The organism is Kibdelosporangium aridum (assembly GCF_900176515.1).
In the GTDB taxonomy this organism is placed as follows: domain Bacteria; phylum Actinomycetota; class Actinomycetes; order Mycobacteriales; family Pseudonocardiaceae; genus Kibdelosporangium; species Kibdelosporangium aridum.
Window position 1 is genome coordinate 652,132 of record NZ_FWXV01000004.1, and the last position, 21,676, is coordinate 673,807.

At 67.3% G+C, this 21,676-nt stretch carries 22 protein-coding genes; 10 read left to right on the forward strand and 12 right to left on the reverse strand.

Going from position 1 to position 21,676, the window contains the following annotated elements; translation table 11 throughout:
* Nucleotides 1-27: 27 nt before the first annotated feature.
* Nucleotides 28-444: a hypothetical protein gene (locus B9C43_RS26895; protein WP_084429771.1), complete on the forward strand. Its 417-nt coding sequence runs from the start codon at nucleotides 28-30 to the stop codon at nucleotides 442-444.
* A 139-nt stretch (nucleotides 445-583) separates the two neighbouring features.
* Here B9C43_RS26895 and B9C43_RS26900 read toward each other — a convergent pair whose 3' ends face one another.
* The 5 genes from B9C43_RS26900 to B9C43_RS26915 all read right to left on the reverse strand — a co-directional run bounded on the left by B9C43_RS26900 (nucleotide 584) and on the right by B9C43_RS26915 (nucleotide 3,558).
* Nucleotides 584-1,297, reverse strand: coding sequence for an ESX secretion-associated protein EspG (locus tag B9C43_RS26900; RefSeq protein ID WP_160096717.1), 714 nt, complete (start codon nucleotides 1,295-1,297; stop codon nucleotides 584-586).
* A gap of 14 nt (nucleotides 1,298-1,311) precedes the next feature.
* The gene (locus tag B9C43_RS59655; RefSeq protein ID WP_268811589.1) at nucleotides 1,312-1,440 is read right to left on the reverse strand and encodes a hypothetical protein; all 129 of its coding nucleotides are present in this window, start codon (nucleotides 1,438-1,440) and stop codon (nucleotides 1,312-1,314) included.
* A 50-nt stretch (nucleotides 1,441-1,490) separates the two neighbouring features.
* Nucleotides 1,491-1,751 (reverse strand): hypothetical protein, encoded by a 261-nt coding sequence (locus tag B9C43_RS26905; RefSeq protein ID WP_084429773.1) that lies wholly within the window; start codon nucleotides 1,749-1,751, stop codon nucleotides 1,491-1,493.
* 785 nt (nucleotides 1,752-2,536) lie between these two features.
* A complete protein-coding gene (locus B9C43_RS26910; protein WP_084429774.1) occupies nucleotides 2,537-3,160 on the reverse strand; it encodes a DUF3558 domain-containing protein in 624 nt (207 codons plus the stop codon).
* Nucleotides 3,161-3,168: 8 nt separating this feature from the next.
* On the reverse strand, nucleotides 3,169-3,558 hold the full coding sequence (locus B9C43_RS26915; RefSeq protein WP_143446601.1) for a hypothetical protein: 390 nt from the start codon (nucleotides 3,556-3,558) through the stop codon (nucleotides 3,169-3,171).
* 402 nt (nucleotides 3,559-3,960) lie between these two features.
* Between B9C43_RS26915 and B9C43_RS56885 the strand changes: the two genes are divergently transcribed.
* Complete coding sequence (locus tag B9C43_RS56885; RefSeq protein ID WP_160096719.1) at nucleotides 3,961-4,110, forward strand: hypothetical protein; 150 nt, start codon at nucleotides 3,961-3,963, stop codon at nucleotides 4,108-4,110.
* Here the strand turns inward: B9C43_RS56885 and B9C43_RS26920 are convergent.
* From B9C43_RS26920 to B9C43_RS26930, 3 genes are read right to left on the reverse strand one after another with little or no spacing between them, the layout of a single operon-like run.
* Nucleotides 4,084-8,139: a TIGR02680 family protein gene (locus B9C43_RS26920; RefSeq protein ID WP_084429776.1), complete on the reverse strand. Its 4,056-nt coding sequence runs from the start codon at nucleotides 8,137-8,139 to the stop codon at nucleotides 4,084-4,086. The two genes, B9C43_RS56885 and B9C43_RS26920, sit on opposite strands and share 27 nt — an antisense overlap.
* Complete coding sequence (locus B9C43_RS26925; RefSeq protein WP_033380723.1) at nucleotides 8,136-9,374, reverse strand: TIGR02678 family protein; 1,239 nt, start codon at nucleotides 9,372-9,374, stop codon at nucleotides 8,136-8,138. Before B9C43_RS26925 ends, B9C43_RS26920 begins: the two co-directional genes overlap by 4 nt.
* Complete coding sequence (locus B9C43_RS26930; RefSeq protein ID WP_084429777.1) at nucleotides 9,371-10,924, reverse strand: DUF2397 domain-containing protein; 1,554 nt, start codon at nucleotides 10,922-10,924, stop codon at nucleotides 9,371-9,373. The genes B9C43_RS26925 and B9C43_RS26930 overlap by 4 nt, the downstream gene beginning before the upstream one ends.
* A gap of 76 nt (nucleotides 10,925-11,000) precedes the next feature.
* On the opposite strand from B9C43_RS26930, the gene B9C43_RS26935 reads away from it, so the two are divergent.
* From B9C43_RS26935 to B9C43_RS26945, 3 genes are read left to right on the forward strand one after another with little or no spacing between them, the layout of a single operon-like run.
* Complete coding sequence (locus B9C43_RS26935; RefSeq protein ID WP_033380715.1) at nucleotides 11,001-11,936, forward strand: cobalamin biosynthesis protein; 936 nt, start codon at nucleotides 11,001-11,003, stop codon at nucleotides 11,934-11,936.
* Between the two features lie 54 nt (nucleotides 11,937-11,990).
* Nucleotides 11,991-13,163: a glycoside hydrolase family 18 protein gene (locus tag B9C43_RS26940; RefSeq protein WP_235038849.1), complete on the forward strand. Its 1,173-nt coding sequence runs from the start codon at nucleotides 11,991-11,993 to the stop codon at nucleotides 13,161-13,163.
* Nucleotides 13,164-13,216: 53 nt separating this feature from the next.
* Nucleotides 13,217-14,086 carry a TIGR04222 domain-containing membrane protein gene (locus B9C43_RS26945; RefSeq protein WP_084429778.1) on the forward strand — a complete coding sequence of 290 codons (870 nt, stop codon included), beginning with the start codon at nucleotides 13,217-13,219 and terminating at the stop codon, nucleotides 14,084-14,086.
* Here the strand turns inward: B9C43_RS26945 and B9C43_RS26950 are convergent.
* Entirely contained in the window at nucleotides 14,083-14,874 is a 792-nt protein-coding gene (locus tag B9C43_RS26950) for an SURF1 family cytochrome oxidase biogenesis protein (RefSeq protein ID WP_084429872.1), read from the reverse strand. The two genes, B9C43_RS26945 and B9C43_RS26950, sit on opposite strands and share 4 nt — an antisense overlap.
* A 68-nt stretch (nucleotides 14,875-14,942) precedes the next feature.
* On the opposite strand from B9C43_RS26950, the gene B9C43_RS26955 reads away from it, so the two are divergent.
* On the forward strand, nucleotides 14,943-15,341 hold the full coding sequence (locus B9C43_RS26955) for a RidA family protein (protein WP_084429779.1): 399 nt from the start codon (nucleotides 14,943-14,945) through the stop codon (nucleotides 15,339-15,341).
* Here the strand turns inward: B9C43_RS26955 and B9C43_RS26960 are convergent.
* A complete protein-coding gene (locus tag B9C43_RS26960) occupies nucleotides 15,322-16,164 on the reverse strand; it encodes a fructosamine kinase family protein (protein WP_084429780.1) in 843 nt (280 codons plus the stop codon). The genes B9C43_RS26955 and B9C43_RS26960 overlap by 20 nt on opposite strands.
* Nucleotides 16,143-16,601: a low molecular weight protein-tyrosine-phosphatase gene (locus tag B9C43_RS26965; protein WP_033380718.1), complete on the reverse strand. Its 459-nt coding sequence runs from the start codon at nucleotides 16,599-16,601 to the stop codon at nucleotides 16,143-16,145. The genes B9C43_RS26960 and B9C43_RS26965 overlap by 22 nt, the downstream gene beginning before the upstream one ends.
* A gap of 37 nt (nucleotides 16,602-16,638) precedes the next feature.
* Here B9C43_RS26965 and cobC point away from each other — a divergent pair, with 37 nt between their 5' ends.
* The 4 genes from cobC to B9C43_RS26985 are packed head-to-tail and all read left to right on the forward strand — an operon-like array spanning nucleotide 16,639 to nucleotide 20,289.
* A complete protein-coding gene (gene cobC / locus B9C43_RS26970; protein ID WP_084429781.1) occupies nucleotides 16,639-17,658 on the forward strand; it encodes an Rv2231c family histidinol phosphate aminotransferase CobC in 1,020 nt (339 codons plus the stop codon).
* Nucleotides 17,655-18,482 carry a Nif3-like dinuclear metal center hexameric protein gene (locus tag B9C43_RS26975; RefSeq protein WP_033380710.1) on the forward strand — a complete coding sequence of 276 codons (828 nt, stop codon included), beginning with the start codon at nucleotides 17,655-17,657 and terminating at the stop codon, nucleotides 18,480-18,482. Before cobC ends, B9C43_RS26975 begins: the two co-directional genes overlap by 4 nt.
* Nucleotides 18,479-19,216 (forward strand): zinc ribbon domain-containing protein, encoded by a 738-nt coding sequence (locus tag B9C43_RS26980; RefSeq protein ID WP_084429782.1) that lies wholly within the window; start codon nucleotides 18,479-18,481, stop codon nucleotides 19,214-19,216. Before B9C43_RS26975 ends, B9C43_RS26980 begins: the two co-directional genes overlap by 4 nt.
* Nucleotides 19,174-20,289: a bifunctional RNase H/acid phosphatase gene (locus tag B9C43_RS26985; RefSeq protein WP_084429783.1), complete on the forward strand. Its 1,116-nt coding sequence runs from the start codon at nucleotides 19,174-19,176 to the stop codon at nucleotides 20,287-20,289. Before B9C43_RS26980 ends, B9C43_RS26985 begins: the two co-directional genes overlap by 43 nt.
* Here the strand turns inward: B9C43_RS26985 and B9C43_RS26990 are convergent.
* The gene (locus tag B9C43_RS26990; protein ID WP_084429784.1) at nucleotides 20,258-21,589 is read right to left on the reverse strand and encodes an FAD-dependent oxidoreductase; all 1,332 of its coding nucleotides are present in this window, start codon (nucleotides 21,587-21,589) and stop codon (nucleotides 20,258-20,260) included. The genes B9C43_RS26985 and B9C43_RS26990 overlap by 32 nt on opposite strands.
* Between the last annotated feature and the right edge of the window lie 87 nt (nucleotides 21,590-21,676).

The following is a 21,676-nucleotide window of genomic DNA, read 5'->3' on the forward strand; positions in this document are numbered from 1 at the left end:
CTCACACTTCTGCGATGAGGGGGGACGATGGATCGTTGGGAGCTGGCGGTGCCCAACCGCGAGGACAGCCAACGAGGACTGGTCCTGTTAGGTGTCGGGGTTCTGCTCGTCGGCTTCGAGATCTATGACTCGGTGGTCTACGGGTTCGCACCGTCATACACGCTTGTCGCGATCCTGTTCGCCTTCGTCGTGGGCTGGCGGATCCGGACGATGGGCCTGTACGTCAGCCAGCGGGGCGTGCGGATCCGATTGCCGTACCACACCCGCACGTACGACTGGTTCGAGATCAGGGACTTCGAAAGCAAGCCGCTGCCGCCGTCGAGACGGCTGCTGATCTGGGTGGTACTGAAGATGGGCGAGCCCCAGCGGACTTCGGTGCCGGGCAGCCCGGAGGTCCTGGACCAGTTGCGCGCCCGGCTCGCGGCGCGCAGCGTAGGTGAATGACGGTCAAGTGGGAGCGAGTGGGGGCGAACGCGCGTTTCGTGGCGTTCGCCCGAGGCGTGGCCTTGGTGTGCGCCGTGGCCGTGGCCGCTGGCTTCGATCCCGGCCGACGCGGTAGCGCGCCTGCAAGCCGCGCATGGCGCTAACCGAGGAGGCGTTCAAGGCTCCGCAAGCGAGTGACCAGTTCGCTCGGGGACGCGGGCGCGACCGTCAACCAAAGGTCGCCGCCGCTGGAAACCGTTGCCAGGTTGAGGAATCGTCCCCATTTTGTGTCGGCGTACCGCAGCGGGTGCGTGACTTCCGTGCGACGGCCTAAGGAATCCCGGACCGCCACCCAGAGTTCGCCGCTGCCCGCCGACGGCTGGGCCATGACTTGGAGGACCTGTCGCAGATCAGGCCGGGCAGGTCTTCGTTTCCGAGCGGCCGCACGCAGTTCGTCCACGGGGACGGAGACCGGTGTGCCAGAACCTGGGCGCATGTCCGGAAGCTGGCCGACCAACGCCTCGGCCAGCTTGCTCGCCTTGGCTTTCCGCAAGGAGATTTCGGTGTCGTCCCGTACGGCCAGAATCGCTTCCCGACCGGTGGCGGCGGCGAGAATGCTCCTTCGCCTCGCGATCCATCCGTAGTACTCGACACTTGCGCGGCAGAGCACCGACAATGCTGCGGCTACGTCGACGTCCAGCCGTCCATGACGGTCCAGCCAGCCCAGTCGCTTCGCTTCTTCGTAGGCGCTGGCTTGTGCGGCTTGGACCTCGTCGCGGGGCCGCCACACCGCGGCAGGCGCCAGCACCTCGGGCAACTCACCGATGCGTTCCTGCCGGAGCAGGGTTGCCAACGCGTCTACCGGCAGCCGCACTGGTCTCGGGAGCACTACTCGATCACCGGCGGCGCGGTCCGCTCGTCCGTGCCGAAGATCGCTTCCGGATCGGGTTCCTGCAAGAAGGAGGCTCGCTCGTGTTCTTCGTCTTCGCTGCCCCTCGCAGGACCAAGTGCGCCCATGGGCGTTCCGCCCGGTCCACCACGTGTGGCACCTCGAGGCCCTTCTGGAGTTAGGTGGCCGCGCCCGGCGCCGGCCTGGCTATGGGGGAGTCCAGCGCCGGTGCGGCCTCCCGCGCCGCTGCTTGAACCGGGCGCGCCGGATCCAGTTCCGCCGCGGCCTTGGTTGCCAGACCCTGCTCCACTGCCTTGGCCGCCCGCTCCTGTCCTTGGTCCCGGTCCGGCGCTGGATGCCGCGCCACCGCCTTGGCCGAGCGGGTTGCCGCCGATCGGTCCGAGCGTGCTGCTGTTCCCGCCGGTGACCGGCACCGCACCAGGCGACCCCGAACCAGGACTTCCTGGGGTCGACGGCACAAAGCTGCCCGGATTGGTGCCTTGCTGAGGTGGCGGTACCCCTTGCCCAGGCGGTGGTGCCCCGCCCTGCCCAGGCCCTGAGGGTGGCGGCTCGACGGGGCTGGGCTCGTCACCCGGCCTCGGTGCCGGCCCGGAATTCCCGGTGCCAGGCCCATCGCCACCCCGCCCAAAAGGCGACGGCTGATCCCCACCACCAGGAGGAACCGGCCCACCCTCTTGAGACGCAACGCTCATCGAAGCGTTATCCGCCAAAAGCGTCCCGTACGAACTCGGCAACCGCGTCGTGTTGTACGAGCTGGCGTTGTCGTAGGCGCTCATCACGTCCACGTTGTGCTGGGACGCGGCGTTGTACGCAGCAACTTGCCCTTTGTACGTCGCACCCACATCCGAAGAAGTGACCATCATCCACGGATCAGGAAAAGCAGGTTCAGGCGGAACAGGCCGGACGGAATTCTTGGCATCACCAAACGACCCAACCTGCCGCATGGAGAGATCCTGCGCGACATTGATCTCCGGAGCAGCCAACGCATGAGCAACCGCCAACGGCCCAGCACCCCGCTGCGCGGCCCCAGCGGAATCCCCCTGCCAAGCCGATTCCATAGCCGACGTCAACTGAATGATCTCATCAGCCTGCTGCTCGTACTCAGCGACAAGTTCCTTCACGATCGCCGCAGCATTAGCGAGCCCTTCCCCGCCCCGCGCTTGCGTGAAGTTCCGATAGATCTGCTCGGCCGACATGAACACGTCAACCACCAGCCTTCAGCGTCTGGAGTACCAAAGAAGCAGCCTGTTTGGCCTGATCGCAGGACTTCTCACCCTCGCGACTCTGCACGTTCGTACGAAACGTCAGAACATCCGAGACTCCCACTGCGAGATCACAAGAACCGGTGGGTCTGCTGTCGCGGACATCCTTGAAGACTCCGGGATATCCGTCGACGGTGGTTTCGATCCAATAGGCCTGGAAGTCGCCATCCCGGTGCGCCCGGTAGAAGTCCGCGAGCCCGTTCTTGTTGCCAGTCATGAAGGTCAGATGGACGTAGTAGGCGATGCTGCTGTTCTTCCAGCTGCAACTCGGTCCGGCGTTTCTGGCCACTGCGCTAGTGGTGTCGGCTTCACCTTCTGCACCAAGGTTCAGGCTCGCCAGTTGCGAGGTGCTCAAAGCTGTACAGGGTTGCGCGAGGAACTTGGCGGCATCCAGTGGATTGGTTACCGCCGGAGCTCCATACCTGTTGTGAGGGCCAGGAGTTGTCGTTTCGGGGGCGGAGGCTGGCGGTGAGACTGGTGAGCCAGCCTGTGTCAGTGTGCATCCACCGGCCAACATCACTATGGCGATCGCTGCGAGCCCGAACCTGTGCAGTCTTCGACGCATCCGTGGTCCTAACAGGTGTTGTTCATGCGGCCGGTATTGCCGCTTTCGGTGGCGGTGTATGCGGTTCGGGTCTCCTCAAGCTTTTTCACATACGCGTCCGCATACCTGAACATGCTGTCGGCGTGCTTTTCCATCGCGTCGAGCGAGGATTTCAATGCCTCCGCCTGTAGCCGACTCATCACATCACTGGCTGGCGGGTAGACCAAGGATCGTGCGTCGAGGATCTCGTCTCGGCGGCGCCGAATCGCGTCCCGGACACCGGTCCACTTTTTGATCAAGGTGTCCAGTTGGTCCAGGCTGGTGAATACCCACTTGCCGTTGGTACCACCTCCACCAACGGCTCGAGATTCGTAATCCGTGCCGAGAATGCCCGTGACCGCACGCAACGTCTTGTCCATCGCGACCTCGAACCGGACCTGCTGTTCGGCGGTTCTGGGTCCCTGCTCCCCAACAGGCACCTCGCGCTCCTCCCCGTCACATGCTGCGCCAGGGTTGTCAACCCAGCGTAACTATAGTGAGAGTGGCACAGAAACGGTTCCTGAATTTGCGACTCGGCCTCAGCATCACCCGAACGGTTTAGGACTGTGCTGACGAGAGCTCCGGCAAAGAATGTCAGTGCTAGTCCGTTTGCGCCCATCTGAGCTGCCATTCGCCGATGATCACGAGTGGATCAGTAGTACGCGAATTACGCCAGGCAGTACGCGGTAGATCGCGCCCGCAATGGTCCGGCCCGAGTTTTTGTTGCCATGTTTTTGGGCCCTTTTGTGTCCAATTAGGCACAACGCACTCGGCTTGACGAGATGGACGCCGCCGCCGACCGCCTGATGGTCAGCGTCAGCTTCGGTGAGCTGGCTCGGACGCTGTCCACGGCGGCACTCGAGCAGGCGATGACCGACGAGTTGTCATCGCGGGTGACCAATGACCTATGGGTCGATCCGGTCCATCGCTGAGCCGTCCCATGTGGTCTGGGTGCACGCCACCCCACGCCCGTTCCGCGGCCGCAGCACGTCGTAGATGTGCATGCGCGGGATCTTGTCGGACACGCCCCAGCCGCTTGGCCACGTGATGACCCAGTCCATGTCCAGGTCGACCAGAAGACCGAGCATTCGGGCGATGGTCGGGTCGTCAAGGCGTTCGAAGGCCTCGTCCAGCAACACCAACCGCAACGGGTTGAAGTCCTCGGAGTTGCTGCTCACCGCGTCGTAGAACGCGGCAGCCGCAGCGAAGAGCGTCACATAGGACACGAGCCGCGTCTCACCGGAAGACAACTGGCGCAAGCGCCGGACCCGCTGCCCGCCATCAGGTCCGGTGTCGGCCACGCGGACCGTGAAAGCGTGCCACGAGCGGTAATCCAGCGCCCGCGACAGGATTTCCGCGTAACCGCTGGAATGCGTGTCCCGTTCGGCCTCGATCCGTTCGGTGAATACGCGCCGCAAGGTCGCGTCCTGCGCGGAAGTCCTTTCGCCGTACGGCATCCGGACCAGCGACAACGCCTGACGAGTCTCGTCGTCCAAGGCCGCGGAAGGCTTCCACTCCAGTTGGACGTGCACGCCCTGGGACGACTTCGCCTGGCCGAGCACCTCGTTCATCCGCCGGGCCAAGTCCTCCGCCACGGTGATCTGCCCGCGCAGCCACTCCGCCAGATCCCTGATCAGGTAGTCGGCGAAGATCCTTTGATACTGCTCGTCCAGGAAACCGCGCTGTTCCGCCAGTTTCGTCGAGACCTGCTTGGCGGCCTGCGCCACCGGACGGCCGCCTTCCTCGCCCGCGACCGAGACCGTCAGCAGGCCCGCGTGCTCCTCGGCGGCGATGTCGTAGCCGCCTGCCAAAGCTGTCTGCAGGTCCTGAAGCTTGGTGATCACGGCCGTCTCACCAGCGGATTTACGGTCCGCAGCCTCGACAACCGCAGCCCGCACAGCCGCCAGGTCCGTCTCTTCCAGCTCAGGCAACGCGGCCGGTAGCACACCAGGAGCCTGGACCACGGCGGTGAACTGGCGATACGCGTTGGCCTGGATCTCCTCGGACGACGCCAACTGCTCAGTCGCGCCTTCCAACTGCGCGTCCAGCTTCGCCGCCTGTTCCCGCAGCGCGGTGATCTTCTCGCGGATGTCCTTCAACGAGACGCGCATCTGCTTGCGCGACTGCTCGAGCTCGGCCAACCGGGCCGCGATCTCCTTGGCCTCACCGCCGACCGAGCCGGTGAGCTCGGACAATGTTCCTGCCTGGGCCGCGTATTCGGCGCAGCGCTGGTCCGCGTCGGATTCCGCGGTGGTCCGGTCGGCTACGGCCGTGTGGTACCGGTGCGTGGCGTCGACCAGGTCTTCGATCGTGCCACGGCAGCGCTGGCGCAAAGCTTCGGCGAGACGCTCCGCGGCGCCCAACGCCTCGGCCGCAGCCTGCTGAGCCTGGCGGAGATCCTCGGAGCGGGGCGACAGGCCGGCGTCGCCTGCTTGCCGCAGCAGGTCGGCAGTTGTTGCCTGCCAACGGTTCTGCATTTGGTCGTGCTCTTCGCGCAGCTGCTGGGCGTGCTTGTTGGCGCGCTCGGTCGCCTCTTGTTCCGTGCGCATCCGGGTGTGCTTGGCGATCAGTTCCTCGTCGCCGGGGAACTTCTCCAGGTGCCGTTCCCATTCCGCGACAACGTCGTTCGCTGAGCGCTGCTGTTCTTCCGCGGCCTGCAGTTCGGTCCGCAGCGTTGCGAGTTCCTCTTCCAGTTCGGTGATCCTGCGTTGCCGTCCGGCCGCACGGGCTCCCGCGCCCACGAACTCCGCCGCAGGTTTCGAACCACGGCCGTGCAGCGTGCCCGCACGCCAATGCCCGTCGGCCGAGAGCGCCAAGGCGGCCGAGGAGTCACCCAACCCGACGCTCCGCAGCAGGTCTGAGACGTGAGCAGCGGGCACCGGGCTGTCCGGAACCTCAACGGCGACAAGCACATCCGCCAACGACGGGCCGTCGACCGCAGCGCCGGGAGAAGCCAGCACGTCCTCCAGATCGGGGACCGCACCTTCGGGCGTGACCCACGCGTTGAGCAGGCGGCTGGCCTCCAACGCGGACTCCAGCCCGGCCCGGTCGGCCTCCGAGACGTCCGGCTTGAAGTCCACCAAGCGGTAGAAAGCGGCCCCGGTGGACTCGTCACGGGTGACCGTGGCAGCGGGCGAACGTTCCTTGCCGGCACGCAAAGCAGCCAGCTCGGCGTCCCGTTCGCCGATGGCGTCGCGGGTCTCGGTCCGGCGCTGGGAAGCAGCGTGGGCCGCGTCACGCGCGGTCTGCACGAGAGGCGCGGTCCACTGACGGGCGGCAGTGGTCAGCTCGCGAGCCTGCGCCGGGTTGGCCGACAAGTCCTCAACGGACGGCAGTTGCAGCTGGCGCTCGGGCTTCGCGGTCTGCAAAGGCCCTGCGGCACACCAGGAACGGACCTGCTCGAGCCACACGTCGGACTCGGTGATCAGTTCCTGGTTGGCCTGGTTACGCCGACCGGCTGCCTCGGTGGCCTCCAGCTGGGCGGCACGGGCCGACGAGCGCAGCGTCTCGACGTGCTGTTCCTGTTTCTCCTGCTCCAAGGCCTGCTGGTGCAAGGCGAGCGTCAACGCGCTGCGCTGCCTGGCTTCTTTCGCCGCGCGACCCGCCCGCTCGGCGGCCTCGGTCAGCGCGGTCAGGAGCTCGTCACCTGCGACGGGAGGCGGGACCTTGCGCTCGATGGGCAGCGGCTCTGCCTCGGGGTCCGGCTTCGCGCGGACCCGCTCGGTGATCGTCTCGCTTTCGCTCTCGGCCATCCGCGGCAGCGTCGGGCACAGCGTGGTGTCCAAACCGGCCGCCTGCAAGGCAATCCGCAGCGACTCGCCGAATTCCCCGGCGGAGTCGAGGTCTTGGGCCAATCGGCGCAGCAACCGCACCACGCCGTCGACGGCAGCGTCCTCGGCCAGACGCTGCTTGTTGGCCACGTCCAACGCGGCTGTCGCGGCCGAACGCGAGGCGGCCACGAGCTTCTCGCGGCTCTGCAAGTCCTGCAGGTCACGGAAAGCGGGCAGCTCTTTCAGCGCGCCGATGGTCTCCTCGGCCTGCTGCTCACCGCCTTCCAGCTCCTGCTCGGCACGTTCGGCTTCGGCACGCTCTGAGCGCGCCTTCTCCAGCTCGGCGGTCAGCTTCTTGGACTGTGCGCCCAGTTTGCGGACGTTGTCCTCACTGGCCTTCAACCGATCAGCCGCGGAGCGCAGCCCGGCCAGCGCGTAGTCGGAGTACGTCTTGAGGAACGTCCGCAACGCCTTGTCGGCCGTGCCGAGCCGGGTGATGTTCTCCCTGATCGACTCCAGGTCGTCGAAGGACGTGGCCAGCTGCTCGATCATGGCCGCGTCCAGCGGCGGCAGCGCGTCCGACAGGATCTGCTCGAGCTGGCCTTCCAGCACCTTCAGGCCGACGTCCGGGTTACGCAGGGTCCGCTGCAGGTGCAGCAGGTCGCCGTAGCGGACCGCGGGCACACCGTAGACCGTCTCGGCGATCTTGGCGCGGAACGCCGCCTCTTCCAGAACACAGTCGGCGCCAAGGACTTCACGCAGCTGCGCGGAACCCAGCGGCACCCGGTCGGGACCGGCGAGCTGGAAGTCGATGCCCACGCGCTGCGGCGTGATGAACCGCCACGAGTCGGAGATCTGCTGCGAGGTCTTGGACGCCTTCACGCCAAGACCACAGGTCAGGGTGTGTCCTTCGCGCTTGAGCTCGACCCAGGCGTAGCCGATCCGGTTCGGGCCGCCGTCGTAGTCGTCGAGCATCAGCCTGCGGATGCTGACCGTGTCGAAGCCCTTCGAACCGAGTTGCCGCAGGTCGCCGTCCAGGCACAGCGGCAGGAGCAGTTCGAGCGTGCGCGACTTGCCGGAGCCGTTGGTGCCCTGGAAGATCGCGCGCCCGCCGGAGAAGTCGAAGGTCTGTTCGGCGTACTGCCAGACGTTGACGATCCCGCCCCGGTGCAACCGCCAGCGATCCGTCATGCCCCGCCCTCCTCGTCGAACAATGACCACCCCGGTACTTCGGGTTCTGGGGCAGGTTCAGCGATCTCGCGCTCCGGGTCACCATCGGGCTCAGGCCACCAACGAGCCGCGGCAGGCGAGAGCCACCACCGCTCGCCGTCGGCGACTGCAAGTCCCATATGGACGAACAGCGCCAGCACCTCCGTGACAATCCCGTCGAGATCCTCGGCCGCCTGGCGGGACCAGGCAGCCGGGTAGTCGGCCACAAGCCGTTCGCACACCTCACGAACCCGGTCGGCGGTGACCGGGCGTCGCCCAGCACTGTCTACTTGGGACTCTTCGGTGTCGTCGGCCGGAGGGTCCTGGCTGAGCAGATCGGGCAGTGCGAGCAACCCGATTCGTGCGACTGTACTGGTACCCGGGAACATCACGTCGGAGAGGTACTCCTCCGGATCGGCCGCGAGGATGCCTTCGAGCCGGGTCTCGGTGTACAGCCCGAAACACCGCTCGAGCAGGTACGACTCGCGCCTCTGGTTGCGCAGCAGCCATTCCCGCTCGTCCTCGGCGAGATCGGCGTACAGCACCACCGGTGTCTCCACGATCTTCCTGCGCACCTGGAAGTCCACCCGGCGCGGAGCGGTCCGGGCGGCCAGCGTCACCAGGTGCCCGGCGTCCTGTGCGTCCCCGACCGGCCCGGCGAGCAACTGGCCGAGCAGGTCGGTCTCGATTGTGATCAACGCCTCGGCCGGTGCGTCCGAACTGGCCGAGCCGACCGTGCCCTCGGTCTCGGTGAGCACACCCAACGACACCAGATGCCGTAGTGCCGCAGTCAAAGCACGCCGGTCGGCGATCGTGTCCACGACCTGCATGCCCGCCTCGATCGCCGCCGCGCGGACGTCCGACACCAGGCGGGACAACAGAACCTGGCGTCCCGTGCCGGTCAGCGCGGCCATGGTCAACGCTACGTACGCGTAGCCTCGCGGCGAGAGCTCCTGCACTCCGCGGGTGGAATCCTCGCCGGGACCGGCTTTGTAGAGCCGCGCGAACTTGCGTTCCACGACCAGCCGGTAGCCCAGCAACGCGGTGAACAGCTCGCCGAGCACCACACGATGCCGGTACACCAACGGAAGCAGTTCGCCGTCCGGCCCGCCGAGCCGCAGCAACGGCCTGCGCAGCAGGGTACGGGCGCAGCGCACCACGTTGGCCGCGTCGATATCCGCCAGCCCGTCGAGCGGGTCGGCCGCGCTGAGCCTCATCCCACCACCAGCCGGGAATCCCGCAGTGTCAACGTTCCACCGGTCGACCGGACCGTTGCGGTCTCGCCTTCGGCGTACTCGATCCGCACGGTCAGGCCACGGACCTGGTCCTCGGCCGAACCGGAGTCCTGCGAGCTCTCCCGTTGCGCCATCGCCATGGTCAGCAGCTCGCAGAGCACGCCGAGAGCGCCGGGCGACAGCGTCACCTGGTCCAGTTTCGGTGCCGCCGCGACAAGTTCGGCCACGTCAGCCGCCCTGAGCTCGTCGGCGCGCCGCGCATCGGCCAGCAGCGACTGCTCGGTGATCGGGTCGTCCATGATCCGTGAGGTACGGCCGCGCGCTCCACGGTCGCTACGGCTGCGCACGCTGACCGTCACGTCACAGACAGGCCCTTCGCTCCATGGCGTGCGCTCGTCGTCCGAGTCGTGCTCAGGCGCTGGTAGGACGTGTCGTGACGAGTACAACCCGAACGCGGCCGCGTACATCTGCGCGGCTTGCGCGGGCGTGCTGTCGTCGAACCACTTGGCGAGCTTGAGCAACTCCGCGCGGCGCCCCGGCAACAACCCGCCACCGGCGGTCGCGCGCTTGACGCTTGCGAGCAACGAACCGATCGCGCGTGCCGTTGCCTCACGCAGGACCGTGACCTGCGACGGGCGTCCAGGGCGGTCCACGAACCAGTCCGTGAGCTCCTGCCAGTCCGCGGCGCTACGGCCCCTGGCGCGCTCGACAGAGGGCCCGAGGCCGTCCGTCGGGCCCAGCAGCCTCAGCAGCTCCGGGCGAGCCGCGGCGAAACGGCCGGTCAGGTGCTCGGCGATGGCCGGGGTTTGCCGCAGGACGTCCTCGACGACCTTCTGGATGTATTCGACCAGGAGGTTGCGGAACCCGGAGATCTCGTCGGCCGCCAGGTGATGGCGGGTCACGACCTGACCGAGGTAGGCGTAGAAGTCACGAACGGTCGCGGCGAGCTCGGCGTGCTGCAGGAACAGGGTCGTGACCTGTTCGGACAGCAGTTCGCGGGCCCGTTGGGCGGCGGCGGACTCGGCGTCCCGTTGCTCCTGGCTCACGGCGTTCGACAGCGACTTGCCGAGCTGGCTCAGGCCGCGCTCGATCGCGGGCAGCAGCTCACGGGAGACCTCACGAGCGCCTTCCGGGACCCGGAGCAGCTCGTCGACGTCTCGCTGCACGCGCACGGCCAGCTTGCTGACCTGGTATCGGACGCTGCCGTGCTGGAACTCGGCGATGCTGGCGGCGACCACCTCACGGCGGCCCTGCACCAGGTTGCCCCACTCGACCAGCTGCTTGAGCCGCGTGATCACGTTCTCGATGCGTGACTCGCCGCGTTCGACCGTGCCGTCGCGCTCCGCTGGAGCCAGCGCCGCGGCCACGTCACCTGCGGAAAGGTCGGCGAGCAGGGTCGCGGTGAACAGCCGCATGATCGCCAGGTACGTCGCCTTGTGCTCCCTGGCCTGCAGATACGCGTACAGCCCGAGCCGGTCGGTGTTCGAGCGCGCGGGCACATCGGCCGCACGGTCCTGCTGCTCGGGGTTCACGGCTCAGCACCCTAGCTTCTGACGCTGATCTTGGCGGCGCTACGGTTCGTCTACTGGGTAGGGGCTGGGAGGACTGGTGACCGCGGGTAGAGCAGTCGGGCTGCTGCTGGGCGTCGTCGCGGACGGTGTTTTCGGTGATCCGCGCAAGCGGCATCCGGTGGCGGGTTTCGGTGCGCTGGCGCAGCGCTTGGAGAACTTGGCCTACCGGGACAGCAAGCTGCCGGGTGCGGTGTACACGGGTGTGCTGGCCGGTTCGGCCGTGGCTGTCGGCATTGCGGCAGAACGGATTGGGCGACGTCACCCGTTGTTGCGCGTGGTGACCACCGCGACCGCGACCTGGATCGCGTTGGGCGGCAAGTCGCTGGCCCGTGAGGGCACGTCGATGGGCCGTGAGCTGGACGCCGGCGATGTCGACGCGGCGCGCAAGCGTTTGCCCAACTTGTGTGGCCGTGATCCGCAGGCGCTGGACGCGACCGCTTTGGCGCGCGCGACGGTGGAGTCCGTGGCGGAGAACACATCCGACGCCGTGGTCGCGCCGCTGTTCTGGGGCGCGGTGTTCGGCGTGCCTGGGCTGCTCGGCTATCGGGCCGTGAACACGATGGACGCCATGGTCGGGCACCGCTCGCCGCGGTACCGCAACTTCGGCTGGGCCTCGGCCAAACTGGACGATGTGGTGAACTTCGTGCCCGCTCGGGCCGCCGCGGCGTTGACCGTGGCAGGAGCGCCCGTGGTCGGCGGCTCGGCCCAAGGCGCCTGGCACGCATGGCAACGGGATGCGAAGGCGCATCCGAGTCCGAACGCCGGCCGCGTCGAAGCGGCGTTCGCCGGAGCGCTGGAAATTCGCCTGGGTGGGCGAACTGTGTACAAGCACGGTGTGGAAGAACGGCCGGTTCTCGGAACAGGGCGTAGTCCGGACGCCGGACATGTCACACGTGCGGTTGAACTTTCCCGGGTGGTCGGCGGCCTGGCCGGTGCGGCGGCCGCGGTACTGGCGCTGTTCGGCAGGCGCTGACAAAATCTCGCCTACCTACTGTGCACGGGTGGCTACTCCCGGGAAGATTGGCAGGTGACTTCCCTTGTGTCCCCTTTGCGTGCGTCAGCGCTCGCGGTGCTGATGGTGGCTGGAGTGCTGACCAGTGCCAACACCGCCTCGGCTGCTGCACGGCCGGTGATCGGTGCCTACTACGCGGGCTGGAACAGCCAGAACTATCCGGTCTCCCAGATCCCGGCCGACCGCCTCACGCACTTGTTCTACGCGTTCTCCACGATCGAGAACGGCAAGTGTGTGGCCGGCGCCGGAGCACCTGCCGACTTCGCCGCCTTGGCCCGGCTCAAGAAGGCCAAGCCGCACTTGAAGACGCTGATCTCGATCGGTGGCTGGGGCGCGGGCGGGTTCTCCGACGCGGCACTGACTCCCGCTTCGCGTGCCGCGTTCGTCAAGTCGTGCGTGGACATGTTCTTCGTGCAGTACCGCGGCAGCTTCGACGGCGTGGACATCGACTGGGAGTTCCCGGTGTACGGCGGCCCGGCCGAGATCACCGACCGGCCGCAGGACAAGCGGAACATGACCCTGCTGACCAAGGAGTTCCGCCGCCAGCTCGGTCCGGGCAAGCTCGTCACCGGTGCGCTGCCGACCGGCAGGCTGCAGACCGACGGCCCGTACGACCCGGCGCTGAGCTTCGAACTGGGTGAGCTGGCCAAGGTCATGGACTTCATCAACGTGATGACCTACGACATGGGCACCGGCTTCTCGGCCGTGTCGACGTTCAACGCACCCATGAAAGAGGTCGCCGACGACCCGCTCGGGCAGCCGATGCGGCGCTGGAACAACGTGACCGCGGCGATCGAGTACTACAAGCGCCACGGCGTGCCCGGTACGAAGATGGTGCTCGGGGTTCCCTTCTACGGCAGGGGTTTCATCGTCAACGAGCCCGGCACGCAGAACGGCCTTTACCAGTCCTACGGGTCGGCCTTCTGGCCAGGCGGCTGGGGCACGATCAAGCAGGATCTGCTGCCCGATCAGGCGTGGACGCAGTTCTGGCACCCGGTCGCGCAGGCGCCATGGCTCTACAACGCGGCCGAGCGCAAGTTCCTCAGCTACGAAAACCCCAGGTCGATCGGGATCAAGGCGCAGTTCGCCAAGAAGGCCGGGCTGATCGGGACGTTCATGTGGGAACTGTCCGATGACGACTCGTCACACTCGCTGCTGAAGGCGATGTCCGGGCCGTTTGTGAAATAGGCCGTTTTCCCTCCCCGGCCGTCTACGATGACCGGCGACCCGGGGAGGGAAACATGGAACCGTGGGAAATCTCCGGACCACAGTTCATCGGCCTGTACATCGGCGGAGTCGTGGTCGCGTTCCTTCTCGGTTTCGTGCTGCGCAAGGTGATGTGGCCTCGTGAACGTCCAACCGGTCCGGTCACAGTGGAGGAAGTTGCCTTCATGCGTGGCGGTCCGTTCCGGGTTGTCGACGTCGCGATCGCGCAGCTGTTGCAAACCGGTGCTGTGCGTGTGGATCGGTCTGGCACCTTGCACGCCACTGGTATCGCCGGCCGGACATCGTTGGAACAAGCGATATTGCAATCACTGCGGCGCGGGCGCGGCAATGCTCGGATCGTCAAGCTGTTGCTACGCAGGCATCCCGCGATCCGGGCGATTCGTAGTTCGCTGGCGAACCGCGGGCTGATCCAGGCGAACACGTTCGCGCAGGTGTCCGTGATGAACCTGCCGATCCTGGTGGTGTTCGGGATCGGGATCGCGCGGCTGGTGAACGGGATCCGCTTGTCGCGGCCGGTGGATCTGCTGTGGGCGTGCCTGATCGTGACGTTCGGACTGCTGCTCGCCCGATGGTTCAGCGCGGGCAAGGTCAAGGAGACCCCAGCAGGGGCGGAGTTTCGTCGCGGGCTGCGCAGTTTCGCCGAGAACGCTCACCTGCGGATGCCCGTCGCGGCATTGACCGGGGTCGCGGGGATCGTGGCTTTGGGCGGACTGGCGGCTTTCCCCGACGCGACGATCTCGGTCGCGCTCGCGTCGACCGATCCCATGCGATGGGGCTTTGGCGGCTCGTCCTCGTCGTCTTCGTCGAGCGACTCGTCGTCGTCTTCGTCGTCGTGCTCTTCGGGAAGCAGCTGTGGTGGTGGCGGAAGCAGTTGCGGCGGTTAGGTGGTGGCCTTTTCGCGTTCCGCGGCCTCTTCTTCTGCGACCATTTCCGCGACTGATTTCTTCTTGGGGCGTTCGGTGCTCAACGTCCCGCCGGGAAGCAGTTCGCGCCACGTGAAGTAAAGCCAGCCGAGGACCGCCATCGCCCCGAACGCGATCCACTGCAGGGCGTAGGAGAAATACGGCCCCGCGTCGAGCTCAGGCAGGGGGAGCGGACCGAGCACGCCGGGCGTCTTGATCTCCAGCTGCAGATACCCCGGCTCGATCCGCAGGCCCGTGGCCCTGGCGACCGTCCTTGAGTCGACGGCCCACACCTGGCGCTTGCCGCTCTCGTCCACGAAGGCGTCCCGGTTGTCCGGGTTCCGCTCGTCGTTGCGCTGACGTGCCAGGATCTGGGTCTGGCCGACCGGCGGGGGCGCGTAGGCCGGCACCTTCGACTGCTGCGGCCGCAGGAAACCCCGGTCGACCAGGACGATCCGGCCGTCGGTCAGCCGGAACGGGACCATCACCTCGAACGCGGGCTCACCCTGAACGGTCCGCAGCCGCGCGATGACCTCGTTCTGCTGGAGGAACTCGCCGGTCGCGGTGACCAGCCGCCACTCCGTGACGCCCGGCTGCCACGGCTGCGGCTCGGCCGTGCGCGACGCCGTGATCTCGTCGTTCTGCGTCTTGCGTGCCTCGTGCCGGTGGAACTGCCACGGCGCGAGCAGGGTGAAGCACGCCGTGGCGAAAATGATCACCAGCGCCGTGAGTCCCAGCCACCCCGGCCTGAGCAGGTTCCGCAGTCGCACCACTCCACCGTAACCACCCGGGACCAAAGTCCTCGCACCTGACCCTTGATCGCGGCGATGATGGGCTGATGGGGATCAACCGGATCAATCCGCCCGAACTGCACCAGACACCCGGCTACCACCACATCACCGTGGTCGAGGCCGGCCGGACCGCTTACCTCGCAGGTCAGTGCCCACTCAACAAGGAAGGCGAGGTCGTGGAAGGCGGCCTTGAAGCCCAGATCGACGCTGTCGTCGCCAACGCCATGACCGCCCTGGCCGCGGTCGACGCCAAGCCCAGCGATGTCGTGCGCTCAGTGATCTACGTCGTCAGCCATGAACAAGAGACCCTCGCCGGGGTGTGGGCTCGGCTGACCGAGTCCGGGCTCGCTGAGGCTTTCACCACAGCGAGCACGCTGCTCGGCGTCGCCCAGCTCGGCTACCGCGGTCAGCTGGTCGAGCTCGACCTCACCGCAGCGCTGCCCTAGCCGCCGACAGCGCCTGGCTGGCGTAACCGCCGCCGAACAACACGACGTGCACGAGCAGCGGAAACAGTTGGTGCAGGGGGACTCGGGCCTGCCAGCCGTCGGCCAGCGGGTACACCTCCTGGTACGCACCCAGCACCCGGTCCAGCATCGGGCAGCCGAACAGCTGCAGCATCGCGAGGTCGGTCTCGCGGTGGCCGCCGTGCGCGGCGGGGTCGATCAGCCAGGCGCGGCCGTCGGTGGCCCAGTGCACGTTGCCTGACCACAAATCGCCGTGCAGCCGAGCGGGCGGTTCCTCGGGGACGAGGTCGGGCAAGCGGGCGCACACCGCCTCAAAAGGCGCCCAGGGCAACGTCGTACGCCGTAGATACGGCTCGATGCGTTGTGTGGCAAAGAACTCGGGCCATGAGGTGACCGGCCCGTTGTACATCGGCGCGAGGCCGATCCAGGCGTCCGCTGGTCCGTCGGGCGGCGGCGAACCGAATGCCGGGGCGCCCGCGAGGTGCAGTGCGGCCAGGCCACGCCCGAACGCCTCGGCGTCGGCAGGCTGTCCCGGCTCGATCTGCTCGATCACTAGCCAGTGGTCGCTGTGGCCACGAACCGCGGGCACGGGCACAACGCCCGGTTCGGCGATCCAGTCGAGCGACTTGGCCTCGGCCAGGACCGCCGAGACCTGGGTGTGCCGTTTGGCCACGACCAGGTCGCCGTCGGCCAGTTCGACCTCGTACACCGAGCCGCTCAGCCGATGCGTTGACGTGGCCTCGACCCCGGTGAGCTCGGTGACCGCCGTCAGCGCCGACGAGCTCACAGGTTCTCCTTGACCCATTCGACCAGCCCGGGCGTGGCCGCCTCGATCATCGCCAGCACGATCTGGAACCCGTCGTTCCCGCCGTAGTACGGGTCCGGGACGTCCAGATCGCCCGTCGCGGCCGGGTCGAACGAGCGGAACAGCCGGATCCGGTCCGGGTCGTCGACCAGCCTGCGCAGTTCACGGGCGTGCCCGGAGTCCATCGCGATCAGCAGGTCGGCAGTCAGGTGCTCGGCGCCGACCTGGGCCGCGACGTGCGCGGTGGGGTAGCCGTGGTCGAGCAGGATCTTCTGCGCCCTGCTGTCCGCGGCGTCACCGACGTGCCAGCTGCCGGTGCCCGCGCTGGTGACCTTGACGTTGTCTTCCAGGCCTTCGCGCCGCAGGTGCTCGCGCACGACGATCGCGGCCATCGGGGACCGGCAGATGTTGCCTGTACAGATAAAACTCAGGTGCACGACGGCCAACCCTATCGGTGTCATTAGTATTGCCGCGATGACCAGCGAAGATCTTCGCCATCACGGCGACAAGGACACGGCGCCTGGCATGTTGGACTTCGCGGTCAACGTGTGGCTGCCGGCTCCGCCGCGGTGGTTGCACGACCGGCTGGCCGCGGCGCTCGAGCGGCTGGCGGCGTATCCGTCGGATGTCGACGATCTTGCCGCGCGTACGGCGGTCGCGCAGCGGCACGGCCGTACGCCGGACGAAGTCATGGTGCTCAACGGGTCGGCTGAGGGGTTCGCGCTGCTGCCGAACCTGCGGCCCGCATTGGCCGCGGTCGTCCATCCGTCGTTCACTGAACCCGAGGCTGCCCTGCGGACCGGCGGGATCCCGATCCACCGGGTGATGCTCGACGGCGACTACGTCCTGCGTCCCGAGTTGGTGCCGGACGAGGCCGACATGGTCGTGATCGGCAACCCGACGAACCCGACATCGGTCACCCACCCGGCCGCGTCGATCCGGCAGTTGGCCAGGCCAGGACGGCTGATCGTGGTCGACGAGGCCTTCATGGACGCCGTCCCCGGCGAGCCTGAGTCCCTCGCGGGCGACCCCGGCGTGCTGGTGTTCCGCAGCCTCACCAAGACGTGGGCGTTGGCCGGGCTTCGTGCGGGGTACGTACTCGGCGACCCGGAGATCCTGGCCCGGCTGGCCGTTGACCGTCCACAGTGGCCAGTAGGTACCCTGGTACTCGAAGCGGTGGCCGCGTGTTGTTCGCCGGGAGCTGTCGCCGAGGCCGAGGAGACGGCGCAGGCGGTGATCGAGTACCGCGCGCAGTTCGTGACCGCGTTGCGGGAAGCTGGAATCGAGGTCGTCGCCGAGCCGACCGCGCCCTTTGTCCTCGTCCGCGTGCCGGACGGGGTGAAGGTCCGGGAAGTGCTGCGGGACAAGAAGATCGCGGTGCGCCGGGGTGAGACGTTCCCTGGGTTGTCGACCGAGTACATCCGGCTCGCTGTCCGGCCGCCGTCGCAGGTGGCCCGGTTGTTGAATGCCTGGCCTGTGGAGGTTCGCGCGTGAGCACAGTTGGCCGAGTCGTCGCCGCGTTGGAGGCCGCGTACCCGCCCGAGCTGGCCGAATCGTGGGACGCGATCGGGCTGGTGTGCGGGGATCCGATCGAGGACGTCCGGCGCGTGCTGTTCTGCGTCGACCCGACCGAGTCCACTGTGGACGAGGCGATGGAGATCGGCGCGCAGATGATCGTGGCGCATCACCCGTTGCTCTTGCGCGGTGTGCACGGCGTTCCGGCGAACACGCCGAAAGGCAGCCTGGTCCACAAGCTGATCCGGGCAGGGATCGCACTGTATTGCGCGCACACCAACGCGGACTCCGCTTTCCCAGGCGTTTCGGACGCGTTGGCCCAGGCGATCGGGCTCTCGGTACTGGCTCCGCTCAGCCCGAAGGAACCGCCACTCGGCCTCGGTCGTATTGGTGAACTGCCTGAACCTGAGCCGCTGGAGACGTTCGTCCAGCGCGTCGCCGACGCGTTGCCCGAGACCGCTTGGGGCGTACGCGCCGCCGGTGACCCGCAGCGTCCGATTAGGACGGTCGCGGTCTGTGGCGGATCCGGTGATTCGCTGCTCGCCGAAGCCACGGCCGCGGGCGTGGACGCGTACGTCACCGCCGATCTGCGCCACCACGTGAGCGGTGAACATATCGACTCGGCGCCGGACGCACCGGCGCTGGTGGACGTCTCGCACTGGGCCAGCGAGTGGCCGTGGTGCGACCAGGCGGCGGGCGTCGTGCGCGCCGCCTTCGGGGGTAACGTCGAGACTCACACATCGATCCGCCGCACCGATCCCTGGACCCTCCGGGCGGCCAGAACGGGGAGGACCGCACGTTGAAAGCCGACCCAGCCGTGCAGCGCCGGCTGTTGGACCTCGCCGAGGTCGACGCCGACCTGGCGCGCCTCGAGCACCGCAGGCGCACGCTGCCGGAGATCACCGAGATCGCCGCGGCCGAGCAGGCGGCACGGGCCAAGCGGGACGCGCAGGTGGCCGTGGCCACCCAGCTCAACGACCTCGACCGCGAGGTCAAACGGCAGGAGAAGGAGATCGACCAGGTCCGCGCCCGGGTCGAGCGGGACGACAAGCTGCTGCAGTCCGGCACGGTCGCGGCCAAGCAGATGACCGACCTCGAGCACGAGATCGACACGCTGCACCGCAGGCAGGCGGCGTTGGAGGACGACCTGCTCGAGCTGATGGAGCGGCGTGAGGCGTTGGAGATGGACGCCCAGCACTCCGAAGCCGAGCTGGCCAAGGCGGAGGCTGCGGTGACGGACGCGACGAGCCGCCGTGACCAGGCGTTCGCCGACATCGAGTCCCAGGAAGCCAAGGCCAACGCGACCCGTAAGGCGATGTTGCCTGCGTTCCCGGAGCAGCTGCTCGCGCTGTACAACCGGGTCCGTGAGCACAAGGGCACCGGCGCGGCTCTGCTGCGGTCACGGCGGTGCGGCGCCTGCCGTCTCGAACTGGATCGTGTCGTGATCTCGCAGATCAAGGCCGCGCCCGCGGACGAAGTCGTGCGCTGCGAGGAATGCGGCGCGATCTTGATCCGTACGGCGGAGTCAGGCCTGTGAAGGTTGTTGTCGAGGCTGACGGCGGGTCCCGGGGCAACCCCGGCCCCGCCGGGTACGGCGCGGTTGTCCGGGACGCCTCGAACGGCGAGTTGCTGGCCGAGCGGTCCGAGGGCATCGGCGTGGCCACCAATAACGTCGCGGAGTACAGCGGGCTGATCGCGGGCCTGCAGGCCGCCGCGGCACTGTCCGCCGACGAGGTCGAAGTGCGGATGGACTCCAAGCTCGTCGTCGAGCAGATGTCCGGCCGATGGAAGATCAAGCATGCCGCGCTGCAGCCGTTGGCGGCCAAGGCCCAAGAGCTGGTCGCCAAGTTCTCCCGGGTGACCTTCGAATGGATTCCGCGGGAGCTCAACAAAGAAGCCGACCGGCTGGCGAACGAGGCGATGGACGCCCAGGCCTCGGCCTCGCACACGCCCACCCCGGCGAAGTGGACCGGCGCCCAAGGAACACCGACGCGGATCCTCCTGCTGCGGCACGGTCAGACCCCGCTTTCGGTGGAGCGCCGGTATTCCGGGCGCGGCGAGGCCCCGCTGACACCGGTGGGGGAGAAGCAAGCACTTGCCGCGGCGGCCCGGCTGGCGTCGATGAGCATTGTGGACTCGTCAACCCCGATTGTGTCCTCGCCGTTGGGGCGGGCCAAGCAGACCGCCCAGGCCGTCGCCGACGCGACCGGTGGTGCCGTCGTTGTCCACAATGGTCTGACCGAGACGGACTTCGGCTCGTGGGAAGGGTTGACGTTCAGCGAAGCCGCTGAGCGTGATCCCGAGCTGCACGGCCGGTGGCTGAGCGACTCCTCAGTCCCGGCGCCCGGCGGCGAGAGCTTCGACGAAGTGCATCGCCGCGTCCGCAAGGTCCGTGACGAGCTTGTCGCGGAACACGGCGGCGGGACGGTGATCGTGGTCAGCCACGTCACGCCGATCAAATCGTTGCTGCGCCTGGGTTTGGACACCGGGCCGGCGCTGCTCTACCGGCTGCACCTCGACCTGGCCTCGCTGTCCATTGTGGAGTTCTATCCGGACGGCAACGCCTCGGTCCGCCTGGTCAACGATATTTCGCATCATCCCAGTTCGTGACGTAACCGTCCGGGCGGACCAGGATCGGCTGTGCCACCGGCTTCTTGGGCTTGACCGTGGTGACGAAGTCCGGGGTGTCCCGGGCTTCGTTCGTGACGAGCACGAAACGCCCGCCCCGCAAGGCTTCGAAGAGCCGCCCGTCGGTCAGCTCGATGTCCGGTGCGCGCCTCTTGTCGCCGTAGTGGATGCCGATTCCGGAGATCTGGCCCGCGGCCTTCGTCGCGATCTTGGTCCGGTTGAGCAGGAAACCGCCGATCAACCCGCGCAGCCGGATGCCGAGCTTCGTCTTGACCATCCCGAGCCGGATGATGGTGCCGCTGCTGCGCAGCACGGTCTTGCCGACCGGATGACGTTCTTCCTGATACGTGTCAAGCAGTTCGTCGCCGGCGTGACCGTTGAGGACCGCGGCCAGCTTCCACCCGAGGTTGGCAGCGTCCTGGATGCCTGTGTTCATGCCCTGACCGCCTGCGGGTGAGTGGCAATGTGCCGCGTCACCTGCGAGGAAGACGCGCCCCTGCCGGTAGTTCGGCACCTGGCGCTCGTCGCTGTGGAACCGTGACATCCAGCGTGGATCGTGCATGCCCATGTCCGTGCCGAGGGCGCGCTTGGTGACTTCGCGGATCTCGTCGAGTTCCAGCGGGGCGTTGTCGTCGACCTGATTGCGACGGTCCCACGCGAAGATCCGGTACCAGCCGTCGCCGAAGGGCGCGATGAACGCGAACCCGTCGCCGACCGCGTTGACCGCGAGCACGTCGGTCGGCGGTGTCGTCAGCCTGACGTCCGCCAGCATGATCGACTTCAGCACCGACTTGCCGGGAAACGGCAGCCCGATGAGCTCGCGAACCTTGCTGCGCACACCGTCGGTACCGACCACGTACTTGGCCTGCCAGGTCCTGGTCGTGCTCTCGAGGATGACGGAGTCCGAGGTCTGCCTGAGGCTCTTGACCTCTTCGCCGTGCACGATCTTGACGCCAAGCCGTTCGGCGCGTTCGCGCAGGACCTTCTCGACCTCGTACTGCGGGCTGATGAACAGATAGTTGAACTTGGTCGGCAGCTTGCTGAGGTCGAGATACATCTTGTCGAACAGTCGCAGCTTGCGCACCGGCTTGCCGGGCAGCTTGTCGGCCAGTCCGCGGATGTCGAGCTGCTCCATGGTCCTGGCGTGTACGGCGAAAGCCCGGGTGGTGTTCGCCTCGGTGCTGGCCCGCCGCTCCAGGATGGTGACATCGATACCCGCTTGGGCAAGGTCACCGGCGAGCATCAAACCGGTCGGACCTGCGCCAACGATGACGACGTCCATGATTCCCTCCTTGGTCAACGCTTGTTGAATTTAACGGTAGACCGGGTGCGGATGCGATGTCAACAGGTGTTGGCCTACACTTGTTGA